Here is a 24,261-nt window from a genome sequence, read left to right on the forward strand (position 1 = left end):
AGGTCCCAAGGGTTTGGCTGTTCGCCAATTAAAGCGGTACGCGAGCTGGGTTTAGAACGTCGTGAGACAGTTCGGTCCCTATCTGTCGTGGGCGTAGGAGATTTGAAGGGAGCTGCCCCTAGTACGAGAGGACCGGGGTGGACGAACCTCTAGTGTTCCAGTTGTGGCGCCCGCCGCATTGCTGGGTAGCCAAGTTCGGAAAGGATAACCGCTGAAAGCATCTAAGCGGGAAGCCTCCTCCAAGACAAGTCATCCCAGAACTTAGGTTCCTAAAGGGCCCTGGAAGACTACCAGGTTGATAGGCCGGATGTGTAAGTGCAGTAATGCACTCAGCTAACCGGTACTAATTGCCCGTGAGGCTTGACCATCAAGTGAATCCTTTTCCCCTTCTATTGCGCCCGCATAGGTTGTTCGTTTGTCATCTATCATTTTCTTTGAAAATATTTTCCGGTGGCTATGGCGGAGGGGCCACACCCGATCCCTTTCCGAACTCGGAAGTTAAGCCCTCCAGCGCCGATGGTACTGCCCGGGTAGCTAGGTGGGAGAGTAGGTCGCCGCCGGATTTCCATTTTGTAAAAAGCCGTACCCCGAAAGGGGCTCGGCTTTTTCTTTTTAAAATTACTACCGGAGATAACCGAGGCAACGCGAAAAGCCGCGCCGCGCCACTATTTCGACGCGGGGAGCTTTCGCCAGGGGTTGGTGAAAAGCAGCAGCCCGACCGCGCAAACGATCAGCCCGCCGAACAGCCAGCCCGGGAAATTCGGAAGTGAATAGAAGGCCAGGGCAATCAGGGCGACCGTCTCGGCCAAAATCCACCACGCGATACGCTTGCCGACCGGGGACTTTTTGAAAACCAATCGAACCACGATATAGGCCACAATCGATAAAGCGCAACCAACGGTTCCCACAAGCCCCATGCCGGCAGCGAGGCCGGGGGCGGGGACCGTCTCTCTCAACTCGGGCCAACGGAACACGCCCAGGTATGCGTAGGCCATTACCGAGGCCAAAATCATGCCCCACAAGGACAAAAGCCCGGACATTGGTGGGCTTTTTTCGACGTTCACACTTTTCATTACACCTTCCTCTCCAAGGTTAGCCGCAGATTCCGCCGCTGCTGTCATCATCATCGTCGTCGTCGCCGGGCGGGAGTTCGCCGTCGGTGTCATCGTCATCGTCGTCGTCGTCGATTGTGTCGTCATCGGCGGCTTCGTCGTCATCGTCCACGGCCGGGTTGACGGTGACGGTAACCTGGTCGGCGTCGCTGTCGACCATGCCGTCGTTGACAACCAAAGCGAAGATCCCTTCGCCCTCTTGCTCGCCCACAACCGCCGGTTGCGCGGCCGCCGGGTCGTCAAGCTGCATCGCGACACCCGCCGTTTGGGTCCAGGTGTAAAACAGCCCGTCGCCGTCGACATCGCTGCTGCCGCTGCCGTCCAGTGTCACGGGTTCACCAACGGTCGTGACCACATCGGCTCCGGCGTCGGCCACCGGCCCGGAGTTCGTGCCCTCGTATTTGAGCAGGTTCACGTGCATGCCGACCGAATAGACGGTCGTGTTGTCGACCCACGCCAGCGCATACTGGCCGCCGTCGAAGGTCAGCGCGTGCTCATCGAGCGTCCAGTTGTCGCCACCATCCACGGTGTAAAACAAGGCCGGGGCATAGGCTAAGGTCTTGGCCGCGTAACCCCACACCATGCCGAAGCCGGGGTTCACGAAACTGACGCCCTCGGGCGCCCACTCGCCGGCGATGCCCGGCATCTCGGTGGGGAAGTTTTGTAGGTAGGGCTCCCACGAGTCGCCGCCGTTTTCGGTCTTGTAGAATTTGGAAATAAACCCGCCGACGACCGTTTCGTCGCCCACGATAAAGCCCGTATCTCGGTCGACGAAAAAGACCCAGCTATACCCCTCGGCGGTGCTCTGTTTGAGGACTTCCCACGTCATGCCGCCGTCGGTGGTGTGCAGGATCGAGCCGGAAATATACGTTTTTTCATCGCTTTTGGCCCAGTGTTCCCGGCGGTAAAGCGGGTCGGAACTCATCCGCATGCGGTGAAGTTGTCGTGCGATCAGCGCCCTGCCTCGCAAGGGTTCGGCCTTTTCCGGCTCTTCTTCCCATTGGCCGATCGCCAGCCAGCCTTCGTTTTCGTCCAGCCACTGCATGCGATTGACATACAGTCGGGGCGCGTACAGCGCCGGCATCGTCGACCACGTGAAACCGCCGTCGGTGGTCTTGATGAAATAGCTGTTCAGACCCGCGGCGTACCCGACCAGGTCGTCGACCATCACCACATCCTGAATCGTGCCGTAACTGTCGTCGGGCGGAATATCCGCGTCGTGGAAGGTCTCGCCGCTGTCCTCGGTGAGCCAAAGCTGCGGCTGGAGTGTGTCCGCGCAAACCAGGATGCAGGCGAACTGCTCTTCGATGGTATGCCCGAAGCGCTCGATGCACTCGAGGTCGACGCCCGAGCCGCCGAAGAGGCCGAATTCGGGCGTCACCATCTCCACGGATGAACGCGCCTCGATCAGCCGCAAAAACTCGCAGAAGTTTTCCGGGGCTAAATTCAGGCTCATCTCGTAGACCGATTCCCACGTCGCGCCGCCGTCCAGCGTGCGGTAGATCAGATCAAACGTGCTGGAGTCTTCGCTCGCGGCGCCGACTGCGAACACGGTGTCTTGGTCGGGCGCCGAGACATCGATCAGCCCTTGGTTGTGGTCGGAGATCGAATAGAGGGAGGTCCAGCCGCCGTATTCGGCCTGCGCGGCGATCGCCAGTGCCGCCACCAGAATCACGGCTAAAAGGGTCGATTGCGCTCTCATGATGGATTCCTTTTCCCCCGGCCGCTAATCGACTTCCGGGATGATTTTCATTTTTGCGTAACGTAGCGCGCCTTGGGTGTGGTCCAAGAAGACGACCCCCGGCAAGTCATCCGGCGCCACCGTCAGTTGCGCCCCACTGCCGAATTGGTCGCCATCGAACACATCAGCAAACCGCCACAAGACGCCGTTGGTCCGGTACGCGATGCGCGGCGTGTTCGACAGCGCGTTGGTATAGGCCAGGTAGACGGTGCCGTCGCTCGCCGTGTCCGCCGACAGCGGGGCGGCCGGGGCGACGTGGTTGTCGGGCAGGTCGTAGATTCCCCAGGAGTTGGTGAACTCGCCGACCACGATCACCGGCACGGCGTCGGTGATGAAAAACGACATCGGCTGGTTATCTTCGTCCCATGTTACCGCCGTAAAACGCATGTCGACGTCGATCAGATGGCCCCAGTACAGCACGACCGAGTTATCCCCGCCGAGCGGGTCGTACCAGCCGGCGTACATGGCGTCGTAGCCGTACTTGTCGCTCGACATCTCGTAGTTATAATCGGGCCACGAAAAGACGGGGAAACCCGACGGCGCCATGTGGGCGTCGAAGGTGTAGGAAATCTGTACGAACGCGTTCCCAAAGCGTTGCCACTCATTCCACGCGGCGCCCGCTTCCTCGTAGTGCGCGATATACCAGTCCGCGTACTTTTTCATGCAAAACACGTTGGCCTCATCGTTGAGGCCAAAATGCAATTTCGCGTTGAGACCGGTCATCCCCTGGGACGCAACGGTGCGGGCCGTCCAGTCTTCAGCGGTCGTTTTGAACGCCACTTTCAAATCGCCGGCGGTGGCGTTGTGGTAGGCCACACCGATGCGGTCGGCGCCGTCCACGTCGACCGACGCGTACCAACCGGTGTCGCCTTGCTCGTCGACGATCCGAGTCGGCCACCCTTTCGCCGTGCGGACCGACACGCCCAACGCCTTTGGGCCGGGAGCGTAATAGGCCACCACCGGCGTGCCGTCGCTTAGGTACGCGAGGGAATAGAAGCGGCGGTCTTCGTTCGGCAGGTAGTCGTCCAGCACCGTCTCCACGTCGAAGTAGACGCAGCCGTCATCTTCGACGCCGTCGCAGTCCTGGTCGCGGCCATCGGTGCATAATTCCGCCGCATCGGGATGGCTCAACGGGTCATGATCGTCGCAATCCTCACCGCCGCAGGCGGCGTCGGTGAAGCCATCCTCGTCGGCGTCGGGACAATCGGTGTCGTCGTTGTCATCGTCGTCGCCGGAAGCGGAGTCGTCGTCCGCGTCGTCGTCGTCATCGGCACCGGTTTGGTCGTCGTCATCGTCGCCGTCGGAACAGCCGGAAAACACGGCAAGCAACAGCAGCATCAGCGCCAGCAGACGAAGCCATCGTTCTGGATTACTCAAGACGCTTTCTCCTATTTATTCGGCGGAATTGTTAGCGAACAAGCGCGCGCCGAGCAACCACCATATGCCCAACGCGGCGAAATAGAAAAACAATCCGTGGACGAGTAAAAAGCGGTAGCCGGTGATCATCGCGCTGAATTCAAGCACGCCGCCAAACACCATGCCGACGAGATTGGCTCCCATGGCATTGGTGACACGACTCGGCTGCAGGTCCCGCAGAGCGGTGGCGAAGCCGATCGCCGCGAGCAAAAACGCCGGACCGGCAAACGCGATCGCGCCGCCGATTTGTGCCGGAAGACCGGCCCCCAGCAGTTGCGCCGGCTCGAAGACCAGGCTGACACCGACCGCCGCGGCCGTCGCCGCCAAGACGATCGGCAGCAGGCGTCGGGGCACGCGGGAAGCAATCAGGTTGCCGAGCAGGATTGCCACCATCACCAGCGAAAACACGATGGATGCTACATACCAGTTCACGCTGAACAAGACGTGCAATCGCGATACGGTCGACGCCTCCACCAGCATGAAGCCGGCGCCCAGGAAAAAGAAGAAGAGCAAATACCCGCCGCCTTGACCACGTTGTCGCAGCACGACGGCCAGGGCCAGCGCGGCGACGAAAAAGAAGATCAACACCGTCAGGTATTCCACCGGCAAGGTTCGCGTTTTGAGAAAAAAGAAGGGCCAGTCATCCGACGCGGGCGCCACGTCGCCGACGTTATTCCAAGCCGGGACGTCATCGAGTTGTTCCAACGGCCGGTCGTTGGCCGTGAGAAACGCGATGGTGTTATGGGCAAACGCGGCAACTGCCGGGGGCCAACCGAAAACCTCGCGGATCGTTTCGTACAGGCGGGCGCGGATGAAGGGCCGCGGCACACCGTAGGAAACGATGAACAAGCCGGCGGGCGCCAAGCGGCGGCGAATCTGGGCAAACGCTTCTGTCGTGTACAAGTAGCTGTCAAAACGGACCGTGCTTTGCGGCGAGGGCAACAGCACGGCGTCGACGCCGAACATGGTGATGACATCGTAGGTCGTATCGCCGTCGTGCAGGAAAGCGCGGGCGTCGTCGATTACGACGTTGACGGCCGCGTCGTTGAAGGGGCGGCGCCGGTTGTAGATTCCCGACAGGGCGACGATCTGCGGATCGAGTTCCACGGCGTCGATGTGCGCCTCGGGCCCCACGACCGCGCGAATCATGCTGACTAAGCGGCCGGTGCCGACGCCAAGCATGGCGACGCGTAGCGGTTTATTCGCCGCGGCGCGGCGGCGGGCGGTTTCCGCCAACTGCTCGAGATACCGAACCATTTGCGGCCCTGCCACGGCTTCGCCGGACCCATCGAATTGCGGAAGCGGGTCGGCGAATTCGGTTTCCATGAAAAAGATATTGTTCACCTGCAAAAAATGCGTGTCGGCGTACTCGGCGCCGGCAGGCGTTTGGTGCGGCCAGACGGTGATTTTCGAATAGGAAGACCAATGCACGCGTTCGTCGCCCAATTCGGGGATCGTCGGGGCAAGCGCGATGAGCGCCAGTACCAGCGCCACAACCCACCGCGGAATACGACGTCCATCGCCCGGCGCGTCGGCGGCGATCAACACGACGCACAGGGAGAGAACGAGGCCGAACCAAACGGCGGGCGGAGTTTGCAGCCACGCCAGAAGCGCAAAAGCCACGGTACCGCTTAGGGACCCGGCGACATTGATGGAGTAGGCGCGCAGCGCCGGTAGTTCTCCGAATCGCCGCGCGATATACGCCCCCAAGGGCATCGCCCAACCCACCAACGCGAGGATGATTAACGTGGCCAGAAACGGTACGGGCAGCTTGGCGGTAAAGGCGTTGGCGGCGTTGAAGTAGTAAATCGGACCCTGCGAAATGTTGATATCCGCGGCCGGGAATCCCAGCAGAGCGAAGACGGGCACCAACACCGCACTCAGCGCGAGAAAGGAAAATAGCCCCTTGCGGCCGTACGCGGGGGCAAAAAAGCCGATGCCGAGGCCGAATATCGTGGCGATGAAAACCAGATTCGAGAAGAAACCGAGAAACAGTAGTTGGGCCGGGAGCCAACGAATCAGCGCGAGTTCAAAAAAAAGCGAGATAAAACTGCCGAAAAACAACCCGTAGCCGGGATCCGCGCCGTTTGTGCCCGCGGGGTGGCTCGTAACGTTCGCTTCGGCCATGTTGTCTTCCCGCTCATTGATTCGGAAAAAGAGTGACGAAATCGCGCGTAAAAACCCGACTATGGTCGATTGCGTAAGTCTACGGGATTATCCGGTGAAAGTCCAAGTCTTGAGCCTCCGTCGGTGACAATCTTCCCGCATTGGGCGACGGTTTGCAGCGTTGAGGCCGACGCGGCGACCGTGCTAGGCTCTGCAGCCAGAGTTGGAGGAAACATGACCGAAAAACGCCGCCGAACGTGCCGGCCATCATGGCTGCTGGTAATCGTATGTTTGCTGATAAGCATCGCGGCGTGCCAAGAGCCCGTCCTTGAACGGGTACCGCGCAGCTTCAACGATCAGGTCACCGTGAAGATGATGAAAAGCTATCGGCGAGCGGTCAAAAGACAAGCGGCCGTTGGCTTGCCTCTAGGAGCCCTCTTGGGCGGCACTGCCGAGTTTCGTCAGATTCTGCAACTCCTCCAATTCGAGCCCGACGACACGATTGCCGACCTGGGTTGCGGCACCGGAGCCCTGGAAGTTGCCATGCTGGAGGGCGAGGTACCCTTTGCGCGTATTTACGCGGTCGACGTCAACCAGGACGCGTTGGATTTTCTTCAATACGCCATGGACCTTTACGAGTTTCCCCACGCGAACAAGATAGAAACAGTGTTATCGACGATGGACGATGTGCGCCTGCCGGCGAATTCCATCGACGTGGCGGTGTTGCTATCGATTCGTGCCTTCGACGCCAAGCGTAATCAAAACGGCATCTTAGAGGTGGACGGCAAAGGGCAGGATTGCTTGAAGACCTTGGCGAACGCGCTGCGCGATGACGGCAGGATCGTATACGTGTCCGGCGTGGTCGACGGCGAACCCGACGAGGATCTTTTCGAACGGATCGCGTATTCCTTCGAAAAAGCCGGAGTGAAAACGGTTGAAAAAAAAGTCGTGGAAATTGGCGGGCCGCGTAACGCGTACATCGTTTTTCACAAGCCGCCCAAACCGTGAGCCCGTCCCGCGGGCGCGGACACCGAAGCCTTGTTCGCCCATGCGCCGTTTGTTAAACTTCTCGGAATGGTAAATCGACTTAGACGAAAACTTCGAAGGATAGGCGGTATCGGGCACCTCGGCTTAATGTCAGCCATCGTTATGCTGTCGTTGTTCACGCTTGCTTGCCAAAAACCGGAAGCGACCACACCTCCGCCCGGGGAACAGATACAAGGCTTCAGGCCCGACGCACCGGAACAGTTGGTGCCGCGCGATCCGGAAACCCTTGATTCTGAGAACTATTGTCACGCGGAGTACTATTTCCGAGGTAAGGAACGCGAGTCACCGGCGATACCGTTTGGCCGCTGCACGCGCGATGGCGACTACATGCTGTTACGTCGCGGCAAGGGTAAGCCGTTCAAGAAGCCGATTTTAGCTATTCGTGTGCGAGTGAATGAAAAAGTCACACCCGTGTTGACCGATACGACCTTCTCCCTCACGCAAGACGACAAGGCGCTCAAGCCGGACATCCTGGATTTGCAGGGCAAGGACGGATGGCTGGGCGAGCTCCGCTGGAATTTGGATCCCGATTGGCAGAAAATCCGGATCAACACCGACGTTATGGGACGCGACCCCGTCAGCAAAGTGATCAGGCCGACGACGGCGATGTTCGGCCTCAATGTTTTCAATGAAACAGTAGAGTGGCCGCGTTTCGCCAAGCCGAACACGAAGGCGGCCGGCAAGGGAGACGCGGTAACGTTGACCGGCCCCTGCTTCCCCTAGTGCAGCCCACCGAAATATTCTGTAAAATCGACCGCCTCGACAGGCGATACATCTGACTGCTCGTCATAAGGATGGTTTGTGAGAAGAAGAGTGCGCCGACGCGTGTTGATAGTTCTGGTGCTCGGGTTGGCGGCGGCCGTCATCGCGGGCTGGTGGGTGGTAGGCGGCAACCGCGGCTACCGCAACGTCGTGGAAAAGGAAGCGCCCGAAGCGAATTGGAAGTGTAAACACGCCAGATCGTGTGATGCTGATTACCGGCGTTTTGCCGAGCGCTACTCGAGGAAGGGCCAGCCCGTTTCAGAAGCCGAACTGGCCGAGTCGATAAAAGAGGCGGGCTGGGAGAGGCCGGTGACTTCCGCCCTGCCGTATGAAGAACTCCGGGCCGCGATCATCCAGGCGCTGAACATCGACTTTCTGCTCGACGGCCTCAACGAGCGCCGGCTTGAGGTGATTTACACAGCGCGCCACGAAGAAGCTGATTTCACTCGCGAAGAATTCTTACTCGTGGATCGTTACGTGGGCATGACCAAGGGCGTCTTGTATACGCCGCGAGGTGTCTCGCCGTGCCGCGCGATTCTTGGAGTACATGGGCATGGGCAACATGCGGAGACGTTTTTCCGGGATCTCGGGCTCAAGGCGTGGCTTGACGAGGGCTACGTGGTCCTCTCGGTGACGATGCGCGCGGCCGGCGCCGACATGGTCGAGGACCAACTCGTGCGGCATCTTTTACGCCGGGGATTTTCGCTTCTTGGGCTGCGTGTCTACGAAACGCTGCTCGGGCATAAGTTGCTCAAAGACCGCTTTGGCGAGGACGTCGAGGTCGTCTTGTTGGGGCATTCCGGCGGCAGCGTCAGTAACAACATCGTCATTCGCGTAACGCGCGAGATCGATGCGGCAATCATCGACGCGGTGGGTACCTATCTAAATGCCTGGAACGTTGGATTGACCGATGAGATCGCGCTGGAACTGCATCGGTATCGGCTGTTGATCAACGATTTTTCCACGGCTCCCATGCCGGTGCTTCGCCAAGCGTACGGTTATCCCGAGGGTTGGGGCTTGGCGAAGGATTTTCTGCAACACAATCTCGAATCGCCGGCGACCACAACATATAGCCCCTAACCCGATTCTTCCGTCAACGCGCGCGGCACGCGCCAGCTCGACTGGTCCTCGCTACCTGACTGATTAATTTTCCGGCACTTCATGCACGAGTTCGAAGCGGATGACGGCGTGGCATTCGTCGATCGGCGCGACGGGTGTCGTTAGGAAATCGTCAGTGAATCGCACACCGCGTAGCGCTGCGGTCAGGCGGTGGGCGGCGGTTCGATAATCCCGGCGACGTACCGACCGCAAGTGGCCGGAAATGTTTCGAACCTATTGGCGTGCAGGGAACTTACGCGGTTCCGGCGAAAAAAGGGCGGGCGAAGGTTGGCATTGGCCAAATCGCGACTTATTTTCTGTTTCGACTACAAGGATTTTTGAGAAAACGACGGCTTGGATAATCGGCCATAAAAGCACGACCCCTTGGCGGTCGCCGGTTTTGAAATAAAGGGTGGGTTTTCGTAAACCGTTCGAGAAAAGGGTCCCTAACAGAGCGCTCCTCTCAGGAGGAATAACATAGGCACGGGCGCGCAAGCGAGGTATGTCCTTGCGGTTGCAGCGCGATGCTTGTAACCGTGCGGCCGGCAGATTGAGGAAAGAAAAAAATGACGTCTACGCAGCAAAACAAACCCGGCAAGGGTGACGAAGGATTCGCAAAAATGGAATACGACCCCCGCATGAATACGACGCCGGAGGGTTTTGATCCACACACGGATTTGCCCGCCGGTTTTTGGGATTTCTACCAGCCTCTTCACGAAAAGTTCACTCGACGCCAACAAGAATTAGCGGCTCTTCGGATTGAAAGGATGGCGGCGGCGCACCGTGGCGAGCAGCCGCAATATTTGCCGCCCTCGGAGGCGTCGCAGGGCGACTGGAAAATCGATTTGCCCGATTGGGTCAAGGACCAACGCAATCAGATGACCGGCCCGGTGGACGACGCGGAATTGTCGGTGAAGATGCTCAACTCCGGCGCGCCCGGCGTGATGCTGGACCTCGAAGACTCGATGAGCAATCAGTGGGAAAACCTGATGCGCGGCGTCGGTTACGCGGTTCAAGCGCTCTATGACGAATTGACCTACCAGAAGAACGGCGACACCGTGAGGATCGTCGAGAGCAAAACCGTCACCTACGTGCGGGTGCGCGGCCTGCATTTGTCGCAAGCCGGCGTGATACCAGGCGGCGGATTGACCTCGGCTTCGCTGTTCGATCTGGCGCTGGTGGCCTATCAGATCGACCGCGACCGCTTGAAGCACAACCTCTCATTCTACATTCCGAAAACCGAAACGGCCGAGGAAGGCAAGTGGTGGGCGGGGGCCTTCAAGGCCATCGCCGCGGCGAAAGGCTGGGAGCCCGACTACATCAAAGCCATGGCGCTGGTGGAATCGTTTTCCATGGCGTACCAGTTCGAGGAATTCGCCTACCACATGCGCGACCACCTGCTCGGGCTGAATCTGGGTCGTTGGGATTACATGGCCAGCCTGATTCACTACCACTTGGATGACCCGGAATGGGTGCTGCCGGATCGCAACACGATTCCGCACGACGTGCCGTTTTTCCAGGCCGTACGCTTGCGAATTCCGGAGATCTGCCACGCGCGGGGCATGCTCGCGATCGGCGGCATGACGGCGCTGTACCCCAGCCGGGCCGACGCGGAGCTAAACGACCGGGCGCTCAAGGTGCTGGCGCAGGATAAGAAAAACGAAGCCGATTGCGGCATGGACGGCGCCTGGACCGGTCACCCGGATCAAAACGAAATCGCCCTCGCGCAGTTCCCGAATCCGAATCAATTGAACGCCTTCGATCCGAACTACGACAAGTACCCGGCGTTGGATAAAGCCCCGCTGGGCGTGGGCCGGATGACCTTGGCCGGGACTCGGGCGGCGGTGCGCACGACGATCCTTTACCGCCATGGCTTCATCACCGGCCGGGGTGCGAGCCTGATCAACGGCTACATGGAAGACCTGGCGACGGACCGCATTTACCGGTTGATGATCGCCCAGCGCGTCATGCACAACGCTCACGTCACGATTGTTGACGACGACGGCGCGCGCGTGGAACACACAGCGGAATTGATCAGCCGTCTTTACGACGAGGAATTGGCGGGCATTTTGGCGGGCTTGCCCGGCGACACGCCTGAGGAAGCGAAAGCGAAGTACGGCGAGGCGCGCCGTCTCAGTGAAGAGATGATCACCAAGGGTTGGTTTGATCCCGTTTGATCGATCCCGAATCCTGGTTTGATTCCGTTCATGAGTGAACAAAAGAAGGAGTTTGAAAATGAGCAAGGAGATGAAACTGGTCGAAACTCCGTTGCTGCCCAAGGGGTTGAAGATTCCCGCGTCGCGGTTAGAAAATTCGAGTACGCGGTTACGGAGAATGCTGGAGACCGAGCCCTATGTTTTCGGTCCCGGCGTGTACGATCCCATGACGGCGCAACTGGTCATGTATTACGGCTTCAACGCGGTGTACTTCAGCGGCTACAGCTTCGCCATCGGTCACGTGGGCAGCACCGATATGGACCTCTACACCGGCACCGAAATCGCCGACGTAGCGCGTCGCACAATCAGCGGTCTGCGCAAGTTCCAGTTGGCGATGGCGGTGGGCGATCCTGAAAAAGGCATCCCGCCCAAGCACCTGCACATTCCGCCGATGATCATCGACATGGACGGCGGCTACGGCAACGTGTTCAACGTGGCCCGCACTACCGAGAACTACGTTAACGCCGGGGTTGCCGCGGCGCATATCGAAGACCAGGTGCTGCCCAAGCGCTGCGGGCATATCGGCGGCAAGGCGCTGATTCCCGAAGGTGAGATGGTCGGCAAGCTGAAGATGATGCGCGCCGTGGCCGACGACCTGGGCAACCGGGACTTCGTGATTATCGCCCGCACCGACGGCCTCTCGGCGGTGGACGCGCCGGAAAGCGCCCGCGGCATGGAACTGGCGATCAAGCGCGCGCTGGCGTATCTCGACACGGGCGTGCCCGACTTGGTCTGGTGCGAATTTCCGACCTCCGACCGCGGCCCGCTGGAAGAGTTTACCGGGCGCGTGCACGAAGTATTTCCGGACGCCAAGTTCGCGTTCAACTACAGTTCTTCCTTCAAGTGGTTCAACGATGAGAACCCGATGACCTTCGACGCGCTGGGCGAGTTGGGCGTCAAGTTCCTGTTCATCACCCTGGGGGCGCAGCACGCCACGGCCCACGGCCTGAGCGTCTTGCTCCAGGAGATGAAGGAAGGCAAGCAGCAGGGCTACATCAACCTGCAGAAGAAGGAATTCGTGGAAGGCGGCGACTTCCCCAGCAAGAGCCACCACTTCTTCTCGGGCGTGCCGATGCACCACGTCGTCGGCGACATGTTCGAAAGCGCTCGTTTGGGCACGCAGTTCGTGGAAGAATTGCCCGACGATAAGGTTGTCTAGGTAGGTTTCATCAACGGGGGGCGGCCGCGGCGCCGTCCCGCTTCTTCTTCGATGACGGGTAAGAACATGAAGAAACGCAGACTAGGACACAGCGACCTGTACGTGACTGAAATCGGCCTGGGCACCAACGCGGTGGGCGGCCACAACCTCTATGAGAATCTCTCGGAAGAAGTGGGCATGGCCCTGGTGCGCCGCGCGGTGGAGGTGGGTATCAGTTTCATCGACACGGCCGACATCTACGGTCATGGTCGCTCCGAGGAACTAGTCGGCCAAGCGCTGGGCGCGGGGATCAACGACGTGATCATCGCCACGAAGGGCGGCCACGAGTGGGACCCGGCCGACCCGTCGAAGGTGCGTATCAACAACCATCCGGAGTTTTTGCGCGCGGCGCTCGAGGCGAGCCTGCGGCGGTTGGGGCGCGAGTACGTCGACCTCTACTACATCCACAAAATCGACGACGACGTGCCGGTCTGCGACAGCTACGGCGAACTGATGAAACTGCGGGAAGAGGGCAAGATACGCGCGGCGGGCCTATCGAACGTGCTCGTGCCGCACATTCAAGCCGCCATGTGCGCCGGGCCGGTCGACGCGGTGCAGAATCAATACAACCTGCTGATGCGCGAGCCGGAGGACGAGGTCACGCCCTTCTGCGAGGATAACGACATCGCCTTCATTCCTTACGGGCCGATCGCCTACGGCATTCTGGGCGGAACGTACGGGCCGGACCTGCAACTCGCACCGGGTGACTGGCGCAACGGCGTGCCGCTCTTCTCGGAAAAGAATTACGGGTCCGTGCTGAGCATTGTCGAAGGGCTCAAGAAAATCGCGGCCGAACTCAACGTGCCGCTGCCGCACCTGGCGATGCGCTGGGTGCTGCGCCGTTCGTTCGTGGCCTCGACGATCACCGGCGCCAAGCGCCCCGAGCAGGTCGAGGCGAACGCCCGCGCCGTGGGCTGGGACCTGGACCGCGACACGCTGGACCGTATCAACGAACTAACCGCTCGCGTGCGGTTTCATTAATTCTCGCCTGCGAAACCGCCTTAGTGAAATGGCTGCGATCAAATAAGGCAAATCGAAGACGAGGACTGCGAGAATCACCGGCCAACGATCGGACGCGCCATTGAAGAACCAAGGGAAGGCGAGTTTGAAACAAAACGCCGCGAAGAAGTAAACCTCCAGGTATCTGTAGGTCGACTCACGCCGTCGCCACAACAGAGAAAGCGCCACGGCGTTTGCCAGAAAGAAAAACGAGAAATTTGCCCAGCCAAGAAGCCAACCGAGGGGTTCGACTTTTTCTCCGTAAGCCGTCACGAACAGGGCTACGATAATCAGTGCCATCCATGCCAAAAGAAAAGAAGCACAGACGATGGCGACTATGGGCCTCTGATTCTTATTCATTTTAGCTTTCTCCCCAGAGTATTCCTTCTGCCTATGCGATATTAGCAAGCGACCTCAAGAAAGGCCGTTCGTCGCTTCCGGCACGCGCGATCAATTCCTTGCATTGTTCCTTGAACTGGGTTTGTTTCGGGAACGGGAAGACCCAAGACATCCGTTTTTGCCCCGCCTTTTTCGGTGCCGAGACAATTGTGAGCCACATGAAGCGCCGGACACGCGGCTCCCTCGAATCATCCCAAGCGATAAATTGGCGGCCGCCGAACGGAATATGTCTCGCAATACCCTCCTCGTTTACGTCGAAATACCCAAAACGATGACCGATAAATGTAGAAATTATGATGACGATGACGATCCCTATAAGAAAACGAAGGGTAAAAAGGGCCAGCAAAAACAATTCATCGAAAGAAGCTTCTCCCCATCCCCTAGTCGCGAGAATCGCGAGACCGGTCGCGAAATACGCGAGAATACTCACGATCACCACGATCATGGAATTCGGCCGATAGTATTTTGTCCCGTGCATACTTCTTTAGTTTCTCCGAAGAATAATGTGGGGGACACTAACCCGAATTATTGAGCGCATCGGTCACTCCGTCGAAGGGCCCGTTCCCGGGCGAATGACATCGATGGTGGAAAATCTACGTTGTGGCGGGCCGACCATGCGAATTTTGCACGTCTGGTCGTGTGAACACAAGGCTGAGCCGCACAGCCTCCTCGCCGATTCGTAAAAAACGGCGACATGTACTTGTTATGTGTCTCGATTATTCACTGAAAGCCGAAATAATTAAGGATGGTGTCCCTTAAAATCCGTGCTGCTTCAACGGTTCCTGAAGGCGGGATTAGTTCGGTTTGTTGCACATTTTAGCAATGCATTCGTCAACGGTTATACCGCGCCGCAGATCGCCGCGTAAAAACATCAATCGACATTCCAGTTCGCACGATATTTCTTCAGGTTGGGTTTTCGGGCAATAACCCTGGCCGGTGCACACAGCGATTTGAAGGATCCGACCGACGTAGACGGTTTCCGCGGATATCCGAAAATCCGCCAGCATGAGAAAGGTGTTATCGCGATAGGGGAAGCAAGGTTTCGTGCCAAAACCGGGGACGTCGAGTTGAAGTACCCTAGAGGATGAAAAATGAAGATTTTCGATGCGGCCATCGGACTGTCGCCATTGAAGGGTGCCGGTACCGGTTGCCCAAATACCCAACGTCGGTGTAGGCATTAATTTAGCGCAGCCATCTGGAGATTTCAGGAACGTCAGGTTCAACGTTCCATCAAAAAACCCGTAGCCTGCCGGCAGTTCCTCGATCGTGGGGATGGAGACACGGTTCGCGACGCTGGCGCAACTGATAATGACTATCGCGATGAATGGGAACGCTCCTAAAAGCAGCCGTGTTTTGTTCAACATGCAAATTCTGGGGACACCGAACTCAATTATCGAACGCATTGTTCACTCCGGCGAAGGGCCCGTTCCCGGGCGAATGACATCGATGAAGAAAATCTACGTTGTGGCGGGCCGACCATGCGAATTTTGCGCCTCTGGTCGTTTGAACACAAGGCTGGGCCGCACAGCCTCCCCGCCGATGGCGGTGAAACTATGGCACCCCGGGCGATTTCAGCGCCGGACCTTGCCCGGCCCTCACCCTGGCCTACGGCCGTCCCTCTCCCACAAGGAGAGGGCAGCGAAAATGTTGGCGCCCTGCCTCCCCTCTCCTTGTGGGAGAGGGGCCAGGGGTGAGGGCAAAAAAGCCCCGTAGAGGCGTGATCAGATAGCCCAGGGCATGAGCCCTGGGTGTGCTCCTATCGGCGTGCGGATTAGAGGTCGGGCATCGGGACCTTTGTAATGAGCGCGGAGATATCCTCGTCGGTGAAGTGGATGCCGCCGCCGGCGAAGTAGCGCGGGTCGGCGTATCCGTCCAGGACGTCTTTGTGGATCAGGTCGTCGGCGCCGGCGGTGATGAAGAAGTGGTCGAGGAAGAGGAAATCCATATTCGCCTTCAGGCGTGGATTGCGATCGTCGGCGAAGTCGCTGGCTTCGAGGGCGAGAATCAGGTGGTCGTCGAAAAGCATCAGTTCGGTGCCGACACCGGCCTCGGTTTCGATCAGGCCGCCGCGCACGACGATGTCGCGCCAGCGCTTGGCGATTTGGGCGCTAATTTTCAAATTGTCGGCGGTGATCTGTTTGTTGATGATTTTCTTTTCCTTACGCTCGGCCGGCCCCCCCGCGTCGTAGGTGGTGCTGATCACCTCGCGGGTTTCCACGGTGCGGCCGAAGGGGTCGTCGACCAGCCCGATTTCGTACCATTTGTCGGGGCGCGGTTGCAGGCGCACGGTGATGTAGGATTTCAGGTCGTTGTCTTCGGGGAAGTACTCGCCGCGGTAGCCCACGTGGGTTTGGATGCGGCGGATGCGGCCGACGAACTCATTGATCGTATCCAGGGTGTCGGAGAGTTCGTCGATGGTTTCGGTGTCGTTGATAAGCTGCCCGACGGTGCCTTCGCCTTCGTCGATTTTGCGGGTGATCGACGCGATATGTTCCATGGCGGCGCGCATTTGTTCGGAGGTGGCGGCCAATTCCCGCACGGCCTGGTTGATCTCTTCGTTGTTGGAGTCGGTGACTTGCGCCAGGTTGCGGCTAATGATCTCGATGTTGCCCGCAATCGCGGGGAACGCGCCGAGGGCTTCGCGGATGGCGGTGCGGTTTTCGACGGTCATCGCGGCCATTTGGCCGGTCATGGTTTCGATATTCTGGGCGATCTGGTTCATGCGTTGCTGGTTGTCTTCCAGCGCACCGGCGATGCGGTGGGTGATTTCCTGCAGGTTCATGAAGATATCGCGGATACCTTCTTCACCTTCCTCGCCGGCGAAGACTTTGCGCAAGTTGGCGGTGATGGCTTGCACGTCATCGGCGACCGCGGAGGCCTTGCCGGAGAGGGCGCTGAGTTCGCCGGTTGTGGACACGTTGGTGATTTCTTCGGCGTCTTCGTAGAATTTCGTATCCTTACCGGGCATGATTTCCAGGTATTTCGCGCCGAGAAAGCCGCGGGATTGTATGGAAATATCGCTGTCGATAGGGATTTCCGTACCTGGGGCGACGCGGAAAAAGATGCGTACGCGGCCCTTTTCGAGTTCCAGGTCGGTGACCATGCCGATGCGCAACCCGGCGAAAGAAACGGCGGTTTCGTCGTTGATGCCCGCAGCGGTATCAAAGACCGCCGAGAGGGTATAGCCGCCGGCTTCGCCGATTTTGTAGTTACCAAGCTTCAGGCTGATAAAAGCGATCAGCACAAAACAGGCGACAAAAAACACCCCGACCTTGGTTTCTAAATTCAGTTTTTTCACACGCTTCCCCAGCTCGAAACGTACAAAGGTCCTCAACTTGAACAGTCGGACATACTTACCGTGTCGTCATGCCGTTTGCAAGCGATGCGCTTTTTTCTTGACAGTTGGCACCTCACCCCGATAACTTAAAGCAACACATTCGCATCGGCGAGGTATCCATCGAAAGAAAAAGGATTTTTGGGCTCAATGAAAACGGGCCTTTTGATGTTGCAAAGGAGAAATAGATGAAGTCTCCGCATGAAATCCGGCGGCTGTTGTGGTTGATTTTGATCGTAGTGAGTCTTTCGCTCTTGGTGGCGGCGTGCGCCGACAGCGACGACGACGATGACGACGACGGCGGCGGCGGGTACGGCCAGGATATCAAAGGCCTCTACCGGGGCGTCATCCGTACCACGTTTAATAGTTGCCCGGGCGAACCGATTCCGGATGAGGAATGGTTCATTCAGATCGAGCAGTCCGAAGACCTCTCCAAGGCCGAAGTGTATTGGCAGGAAGAGGGCGCCGGGTCCGAGCAAGCGCTGTTGTTTGAAGGCGATGTGTACGGCTCGGCGATCGTGCTGGTGACCGTGCAGAAAACGAATATCGGGGACGCCGACTGCCTGCAGGTCACGTTGATCGACTACCGCCTGAACATCGATCCGGAAACCAACGATGTGTTCGGGTTCCTCAATGACGATACTTTTTACCTCGGTGCCGCCTGCTCCGCTTCGGTCGTAGACTGCCGCACCGAGCGCGTAATCGAACCCGATGACGCACTGGGCGACGACGATACCGCCGGCACCGACGACGACACGGCCGTCTGAAAAACCGGCCCCTTTGTGGTAGAACGCACGGAATCACTCCGCTAGGGGTGGTTCCGTTTTTTGTGGACGCAACGTAGGGAGCGCGTGAATGAATTTAGCGGGCGAATACCAGGGCGTGTTGTTCGATATGGACGGCGTGTTGCTGGACACCATGGGCGCGCACGTCGAAGCCTGGGTCGCCGCCGGGGTCGAACTGGGCTTGGAGATCGACGAGCACGAAGTGTACTTGCGCGAAGGGGAAAAAGGCGAAGTGTCGGCGCGTGATTTCATCAAGGCGGCCGGGCTGATGGGCACCAAAGCCAGGATGCGCGCGCTGCTGGAAGCTAAAGAGCGACGTTTTGCCGAACTGGCGCGAGCGCCCAAACTCTTCCCGGGGGCTATCGAAGCGCTCAGCGTCTGCCGCGAGCGGGGCCTGAAAATCGGCTTGGTGACCGGCACCAGCCGCGCCGAATGGCAGGATATCTTCCCGATCGAGTTACGCGAGTATCTGGACGCTTCGGTGACCGGCGACGAAGTGCTGCGCGGCAAGCCCAATCCCGAGCCGTTCCTGACCAGCGCCATGCAGCTAGGCTTACCGCCGCGGCGTTGCGTGGCCGTCGAAAACGCGCCATTCGGCATCCGGAGCGCGAACGCGGCGGGTTGTTTCGTCGTGGCGGTGCGCAGCTATTTGGCGGATGAAGATCTCGGCCAGGCCGCCGTGCTCGTGGACGACCTGGCCGCGTTTGTAACGTTGCTGTAGCGCTAGTCCACCGGGAGCGTGCCCGTCAGCCTCGCATAACGGAGTTCGCCGTTGACGAAATCCGGCTCGTAGGTGAAGGTCACACCCGGCAAACCGTTCGGCGCCACCGCCAAGCTGGCGGATTTGCCGTATTCGCCGGCTCCATTATCCAACATTTCGTAGAAGGTCCAGTCTTCACCCTGAAGGTGGCCGATGATCGGCGTAAGCGGGAAATCGCTGCCGTAGGATACCCACACCGTGCCGTCGGGCGACCGGTCGGCGCACAGCGGTCCGGTCAATTGTGCATGGTCATCATCAGGCAGGCTGGACTTCTGCCACGTGCCCTCGATCTTCTGGGCCAAGATGATCGTCATGGGCATGCCGCGCTGGAAGAAGACGTGAGGTACGTCGTTGCCGTCGAAAGCAAAGGCGTTGAATAGCGTCGAGACTTCGGCGTCGGAGAAGTCGTCGATATCCTCCTCGGTCGCCTCGTTGGTGAAGTCATAGGTGCCGTAGAAAATCCGATTGACGCCGTCGGTGTAGTCATCGTAGTGCCGCACGATTCCGGCCATGTTGGTGGCGGCGTTGAGCATGAAGTCGGCGCCGAACGCGCTCGTACCTTCGGTGTAGATCCGCGTGCTGTTGAACGCGCCGAGGCTGAACTCCTGGTGGTACATAATGTTCCAGGCGAGCGCGAACTTGATGGCCGTGATGTGGGCCATATTCGAATCGTCGAATTGAATATGCGGATCGCCGCCGATTTCCAAGAGACCGCCATGGGCGCCGAGCGAGATGATCAACCAATCCCCGCCGGGATCTTTCCAAGCGTAACGAATTTCCTTGCTCCCGCTCGTGTAATAGGCAATGCCGATACGGCCGTTGGGGGCCACGGCAATGGACGGGTCGCGGCCGACGTCGCCTTCGGAGTCGAGGAATACGATCGTCCAGTCTTTGTCTTTGGCGGTTTTGGTGGCGTACTTCAGGTCGCCTTCGCCCGCTTCCCAGAAGGCGACGTGCGGGTTGCCGTCCGAATCGTAGGCGAGATCGTGGCAACGCACGTAGCTGGACATGAGCGTCGGGCAGAAAAAACCGTCTTCGACGATGGTTTCGATTTCGACTGCGAGGCAGCCATCATCGGCGACGTCGTCGCAATCCTGGTCGATGTTGTCGTCGCAGATTTCTTCGGCGCCCGGATAGATCGTGTCGTCGGCGTCGTTGCAGTCTTCGCCGCCGCAGGCCGCGTCGGTAAAGCCGTCACCATCGGCGTCGGGACAGGCCGTGTCATCGTCGCCGCCGGTGTCATCGTCGCCGCCGGTATCGTCGTCGCCGCCGGTATCGTCGTCGCCGGTGTCGTCGTCATCGCCGGCCGCGTCGTCGTCGTCATCGTCGTCGTCACAGGCGAGGGTCAGCCCAAAAGCAAATGAGAAAGCCATGAACAGCACAAGGAACGTGGAAAGAGAAAGCTTCATCGTATCCTCCCCAGAATAGACGCGTTATTTTTGCAATGACGGTAAACGCCAAAGGCTACCGCGTGCAACCCTGCGCGGCGGCCATGAAATCGGCGTCGTCTTGATCTGCGTAACCGCTCTGATCGAGGTCCGCTCCCTCGCACCACTCGTTGCCCGCGTCGCAGGGCACTCCGTCATAGGTGACCAGCAGGGCGTCGTGCGCGGTTTGATCGCCGGTGTCGACGCTCCCTGAGTCGTCCAGATCGGGGCGGGCGCAACCGAGAGCGGCCCATTCGCACGAAAACACCCAAGGCGCGTTCGTGCACAGGGGCATTTCGTAAAGCAGATGGTTGGCGCTCCAAGATTGGTGCCACGGCGTTTCGACGTCGCTCCATTCACCGGCCCAGTTTTCCGCCTCGTAACCGACGCCGCCTTCCTTGACGCGGATCGGCGGCCCGTCGCTGAAGCGGTCCCAGTAGCGTTCGACGATCCACGGCTCATTATCCGCTTTGCGGTCGAGTTCGTTCTGGATGCGCGCCATGATTTCCGTGTCGTCGATCTGCGCCCAAGGCGACGTGTCGCCGAAGGAAAGAACCGATTCGAGGTAGTTGGCGCGGCTATGGCCGATGGAGAAGCCGTCGAGGTCCTCCAAGTTGACCTCGATGCCGTACATGCTGCCCATGTACGCGGCGACGTAGAGATGCTCTTGGGTCGAGGCGATGACGTCGTCCCATTTGGCTTCGTATTCCGTGCCGGCCATGGCGGCTTTGCCCGCATAGGCCAACTCGGCCAGGATGTAGTGCATATCGATCAGATTGCTCAAGTGCTGCCGAGACTCGTTCAGCAAATCCGGTTTGCCGTGGGTGTCGGCGTAGTAGCACAAGGCCATCGCGCCCATTTCCATTTCCTTGAAATCGTCGCCGGTCGAGCCGACGAGCGTCGGGAACAGGTCCGGGAAGATCTCGGCGACGAAGAACGCAACGTCCCACAAGCCGACACCGAAGACTTCCGCATCGAGAAACTCGCGCCACGTCAGGCCGAAGAACGCATCGTCAATTGATTTGCAGCGCTTGGCCGGAATCGGGATGTCCTCGAAGCCCAGCAACCGCAGCAATTCCTGAATCGCCGAGTTTTCGACCGAACCGGACATGGGCAGCACCGGGACCGGTGTGTCGAGGCCTTCGGTGGTGATCGCCTTGGCCAGGTACGCCGTGGTGCAGGAGGCCAGCGAGCCCAAATCCTGCCATTCGGTGCGTCCGTCGGGCCGTACCTGCCCCCCGGGCACGAAGGTGAAATAGTCGTGATGCTCATCGACGGTCATCTGGATCGTGCGGTCGCCGATGATGCGGTCGCCCACGCGGTGCCCGGCCGCCGCGGCCAGTTGGGCCGACGTGCGTACGTCACTCGGGAGCGAGGTATCTTCGGCCGCTTCAAATGCCGCGAGGTAGCCCAGAGCCATATCGGGGAAGTTGTCGCGGCTGTTGTGGTTACCCCACCAGGCGTCTTCCCAGATGCCGGTTTTCGAGCGCATCCACGAGCCGCAGCAATTGGAGATGTGCAGCCAGTCGTCGAAATCCGAAAACACCCACGTGACGGCGTAGTTTTCCAGTTCGACGATCGGTTTGAGGTTCCAGTAGTACTCGCCGGGGTTCTCGCGGTATTTGACGATGATCCCATCGTAGAACGTATCGAGCATTTCCTGTTCGAGATCTCCGGCATAGGTCACCGGCGGCGTGAGGGGATTGCCGTACCGCGTCCGGGTGATCGTGTCGTCCACGCCGTTCATGATGCGCGTCCAGCCCGGGATCACTTCGCGGGAGGTGAGGCCGCTGTGGCCGGACACGGCTTCGTAGAAGGCCATGCCTTCGAACATGCGGATGAGGCTCAGTTCGATGTTGCGGCCGGCGAAATGCCTGGACGTATTCCAGGTCGTCCAAACGGTCAGGCCGATGTCGTTGTTATCGGTTTCACCGCCTTGGATTTCGTAATAGTTGTCGTCTTTGGCGATGAAGTGCTTGTGGATGTTCGTGCCGAAGCAGGCGTCGCCCACCAGCCCGAAGCGGTTCCACGCCAGTAGCAGGCGATCGACCCGTTCCTTGTAGAAAAGCTGGAAACCGGCGGCCCGAGCTTCGTTGGTGACCGGGGGCGGCGGGGTGACGTCGTCGTCATCGTCGTTGTTGTCATCGTCGTCGTCATCGTCGTCATCGTCGCCGCCAGTGTCGTCATCGGCCGTATCGTCGTCGACGGTGTCGTCGTTGTCGTCGTTATCGTCGTCGTTGTCGTCATTATCGTCGTCATTGTCATCGTCGTCGTCATCGTCTTCATCTTTGCAACCGACGAGCGTGATGGCGGACAACAGAACCAGCAGGGCGATAAGCAGAAGCAAGGCACGTTTCATGATTCGAGGTCTCCACATCGTTAACCGCCGCAGTGTATCACAGGCTATTTCTTTTGGGGATACTTCTCGCGGTGTTCGCGCAGCCAATCAAGGCGTTGGCTGATTCGCTCTTCCAAACCCTGGTCGCTCGGGTGATAGAACTGCTGGTTCTCGATTTCCGGCGGCAGGCACGGTTGGCCCGCGAAGTGATGGGGAAAATCGTGGTCGTATTTGTAGCCGTCCGCGTAGCCAAGCTCTTTCATCAACTTGGTCGGCGCGTTGCGCAAATGACGCGGCACTTCCAGCGGTCCCCGTTCCTTGACTTCCCGCGCCGCCGCCTCCAGCGCCACATAGCTGGCGTTGCTTTTCGGGGCGCACGCCAGGTAGGTCACGGCGTGAGCGAGGATGATGCGCGCCTCGGGCATGCCGATCATGTGGACCGACTGCATGGCCGCGGTCGCCAGGGGTAGGGCGCGTGGATCGGCGTTGGATACGTCTTCGGCGGCGAATATCACGATGCGCCGCGCCATGAACATCGGGTCTTCCCCGGCTTCGATCATCCTGGCGAGCCAGTACAAAGCGGCGTCGGGGTCGGAAGCGCGCATGGATTTGATGAAGGCGGAGATCACATTGTAGTGCTGCTCGCCGCCGCGGTCGTAAAGCAGGGCTTTGGCTTGAATCGCTTTCTCGGCGACTTCGAGGGTGACGGTCGTTATGCCGTCGATTTTGGGCAACTCGCCGGCTGCGGCGATTTCCAGGGCGTTGAGCGCCACGCGGGCGTCGCCGTGGGCCTGCTGGGCGAGATGGTCCAGAGCCTTGGGCGTGATGGTCAAACCTCGGCCGCCCAAGCCGCGTTGCTTGTCGGTCAAAGCGCGGTTCAGCAGGGCCTCGATATCGGCCGGGCCCAGCGGCTCGAGGGTCACCACGCGGCAGCGCGACAGCAGCGCGGAGTTGATCGTGAAACTGGGATTTTCCGTCGTGGCGCCGACCAGAACGATCGTGCCGGCCTCCACGTGCGGCAGGAAACTGTCTTGCTGACTTTTGTTGAAACGATGAATTTCATCGACGAAGAGAATCGTCTTGCGACCGTGAATGTGCAGGCGTTGGCGGGCTTCCTCCACGACTTGCCGCACCTCTTTCACGCCGGAAAGGACCGCGGAAAAGTTGACGAAAGCCGCTTCCACGTAGGCGGCCATCAAGCGGGCGATCGTCGTTTTGCCGCTGCCCGGCGGGCCCCAGAAGATCAGCGAGGGTACGTCACCGGACACTAGCGCATCGCGCAGCATGCTGCCCGGGCCGATGATTTTCTCCTGCCCAACGACTTCCTCGAGGCGGTGCGGGCGAATCCGCTCGGCCAGCGGTGCGTTTTTCGGCGCTTCGTCCGGTCCGGAAAATAGGTCCTTGGTCATCCGTACCTTCCTTGATATCACCCCGGCCGATGCCTTTAAGGGCGTCTTTTCAATTGACGTTATCCTATAATTCGGAGGCGATTCCAAATGGAATTTCTTTACGTAGGCCCAAAC

The 24,261-nt window shown here is 59.3% G+C and carries 20 protein-coding genes and 2 rRNA genes; 10 read left to right on the top strand and 12 right to left on the bottom strand.

The window, feature by feature from the left end:
- Together P9L99_10010 and rrf are read left to right on the top strand one after the other, a co-directional pair.
- Positions 1 to 368 (top strand): 23S ribosomal RNA (locus P9L99_10010); the annotation flags it as partial.
- Positions 369 to 446: 78 nt separating this feature from the next.
- Positions 447 to 563 (top strand): 5S ribosomal RNA (gene rrf / locus P9L99_10015).
- A gap of 102 nt (positions 564 to 665) precedes the next feature.
- Here the strand turns inward: rrf and P9L99_10020 are convergent.
- Genes P9L99_10020 through P9L99_10035 form a run of 4 tightly spaced genes read right to left on the bottom strand, consistent with a single transcriptional unit; the run spans position 666 to position 6,396 of the window.
- Positions 666 to 1,073: a hypothetical protein gene (locus P9L99_10020; protein ID MDP8223683.1), complete on the bottom strand. Its 408-nt coding sequence runs from the start codon at positions 1,071 to 1,073 to the stop codon at positions 666 to 668.
- 19 nt (positions 1,074 to 1,092) lie between these two features.
- On the bottom strand, positions 1,093 to 2,814 hold the full coding sequence (locus P9L99_10025) for a hypothetical protein (GenBank protein ID MDP8223684.1): 1,722 nt from the start codon (positions 2,812 to 2,814) through the stop codon (positions 1,093 to 1,095).
- Between the two features lie 24 nt (positions 2,815 to 2,838).
- Entirely contained in the window at positions 2,839 to 4,230 is a 1,392-nt protein-coding gene (locus P9L99_10030) for a putative metal-binding motif-containing protein (protein ID MDP8223685.1), read from the bottom strand.
- A gap of 15 nt (positions 4,231 to 4,245) precedes the next feature.
- Entirely contained in the window at positions 4,246 to 6,396 is a 2,151-nt protein-coding gene (locus P9L99_10035; protein ID MDP8223686.1) for a hypothetical protein, read from the bottom strand.
- A gap of 213 nt (positions 6,397 to 6,609) precedes the next feature.
- Between P9L99_10035 and P9L99_10040 the strand changes: the two genes are divergently transcribed.
- From P9L99_10040 to P9L99_10050, 3 genes are all read left to right on the top strand, one after another.
- Positions 6,610 to 7,383, top strand: a complete 774-nt coding sequence (locus P9L99_10040) for a methyltransferase domain-containing protein (protein MDP8223687.1) — start codon at positions 6,610 to 6,612, stop codon at positions 7,381 to 7,383.
- 30 nt (positions 7,384 to 7,413) lie between these two features.
- Positions 7,414 to 8,145, top strand: a complete 732-nt coding sequence (locus tag P9L99_10045) for a hypothetical protein (protein ID MDP8223688.1) — start codon at positions 7,414 to 7,416, stop codon at positions 8,143 to 8,145.
- A 78-nt stretch (positions 8,146 to 8,223) separates the two neighbouring features.
- Positions 8,224 to 9,264 carry a hypothetical protein gene (locus P9L99_10050; GenBank protein MDP8223689.1) on the top strand — a complete coding sequence of 347 codons (1,041 nt, stop codon included), beginning with the start codon at positions 8,224 to 8,226 and terminating at the stop codon, positions 9,262 to 9,264.
- Positions 9,265 to 9,327: 63 nt separating this feature from the next.
- Here P9L99_10050 and P9L99_10055 read toward each other — a convergent pair whose 3' ends face one another.
- Positions 9,328 to 9,495, bottom strand: coding sequence for a hypothetical protein (locus P9L99_10055; GenBank protein MDP8223690.1), 168 nt, complete (start codon positions 9,493 to 9,495; stop codon positions 9,328 to 9,330).
- 353 nt (positions 9,496 to 9,848) lie between these two features.
- Here P9L99_10055 and P9L99_10060 point away from each other — a divergent pair, with 353 nt between their 5' ends.
- The 3 genes from P9L99_10060 to P9L99_10070 all read left to right on the top strand — a co-directional run bounded on the left by P9L99_10060 (position 9,849) and on the right by P9L99_10070 (position 13,677).
- Positions 9,849 to 11,459, top strand: coding sequence for a hypothetical protein (locus P9L99_10060; GenBank protein MDP8223691.1), 1,611 nt, complete (start codon positions 9,849 to 9,851; stop codon positions 11,457 to 11,459).
- Positions 11,460 to 11,517: 58 nt separating this feature from the next.
- Entirely contained in the window at positions 11,518 to 12,657 is a 1,140-nt protein-coding gene (locus P9L99_10065; protein ID MDP8223692.1) for an isocitrate lyase/PEP mutase family protein, read from the top strand.
- A 66-nt stretch (positions 12,658 to 12,723) separates the two neighbouring features.
- Entirely contained in the window at positions 12,724 to 13,677 is a 954-nt protein-coding gene (locus tag P9L99_10070; GenBank protein MDP8223693.1) for an aldo/keto reductase, read from the top strand.
- On the opposite strand, the gene P9L99_10075 is transcribed toward P9L99_10070, so the two are convergent.
- The 4 genes from P9L99_10075 to P9L99_10090 all read right to left on the bottom strand — a co-directional run bounded on the left by P9L99_10075 (position 13,651) and on the right by P9L99_10090 (position 17,392).
- Entirely contained in the window at positions 13,651 to 14,055 is a 405-nt protein-coding gene (locus P9L99_10075; GenBank protein ID MDP8223694.1) for a hypothetical protein, read from the bottom strand. The two genes, P9L99_10070 and P9L99_10075, sit on opposite strands and share 27 nt — an antisense overlap.
- A gap of 31 nt (positions 14,056 to 14,086) precedes the next feature.
- On the bottom strand, positions 14,087 to 14,539 hold the full coding sequence (locus P9L99_10080) for a hypothetical protein (protein ID MDP8223695.1): 453 nt from the start codon (positions 14,537 to 14,539) through the stop codon (positions 14,087 to 14,089).
- A 349-nt stretch (positions 14,540 to 14,888) separates the two neighbouring features.
- Complete coding sequence (locus tag P9L99_10085) at positions 14,889 to 15,497, bottom strand: hypothetical protein (protein MDP8223696.1); 609 nt, start codon at positions 15,495 to 15,497, stop codon at positions 14,889 to 14,891.
- Positions 15,498 to 15,865: 368 nt separating this feature from the next.
- Positions 15,866 to 17,392: an MlaD family protein gene (locus P9L99_10090; protein ID MDP8223697.1), complete on the bottom strand. Its 1,527-nt coding sequence runs from the start codon at positions 17,390 to 17,392 to the stop codon at positions 15,866 to 15,868.
- Between the two features lie 224 nt (positions 17,393 to 17,616).
- On the opposite strand from P9L99_10090, the gene P9L99_10095 reads away from it, so the two are divergent.
- Together P9L99_10095 and P9L99_10100 are read left to right on the top strand one after the other, a co-directional pair.
- Positions 17,617 to 18,195, top strand: coding sequence for a hypothetical protein (locus P9L99_10095; protein MDP8223698.1), 579 nt, complete (start codon positions 17,617 to 17,619; stop codon positions 18,193 to 18,195).
- Between the two features lie 88 nt (positions 18,196 to 18,283).
- Positions 18,284 to 18,934 carry an HAD-IA family hydrolase gene (locus tag P9L99_10100; GenBank protein MDP8223699.1) on the top strand — a complete coding sequence of 217 codons (651 nt, stop codon included), beginning with the start codon at positions 18,284 to 18,286 and terminating at the stop codon, positions 18,932 to 18,934.
- Between the two features lie 2 nt (positions 18,935 to 18,936).
- Here the strand turns inward: P9L99_10100 and P9L99_10105 are convergent, their stop codons facing one another.
- From P9L99_10105 to P9L99_10115, 3 genes are read right to left on the bottom strand one after another with little or no spacing between them, the layout of a single operon-like run.
- Entirely contained in the window at positions 18,937 to 20,382 is a 1,446-nt protein-coding gene (locus P9L99_10105; protein MDP8223700.1) for a putative metal-binding motif-containing protein, read from the bottom strand.
- Between the two features lie 55 nt (positions 20,383 to 20,437).
- Entirely contained in the window at positions 20,438 to 22,759 is a 2,322-nt protein-coding gene (locus P9L99_10110; GenBank protein ID MDP8223701.1) for a hypothetical protein, read from the bottom strand.
- A gap of 44 nt (positions 22,760 to 22,803) precedes the next feature.
- The gene (locus tag P9L99_10115; protein ID MDP8223702.1) at positions 22,804 to 24,147 is read right to left on the bottom strand and encodes a replication-associated recombination protein A; all 1,344 of its coding nucleotides are present in this window, start codon (positions 24,145 to 24,147) and stop codon (positions 22,804 to 22,806) included.
- Positions 24,148 to 24,261: the final 114 nt, after the last annotated feature.

Source organism: Candidatus Lernaella stagnicola (assembly GCA_030765525.1).
GTDB lineage: Bacteria > Lernaellota > Lernaellaia > Lernaellales > Lernaellaceae > Lernaella > Lernaella stagnicola.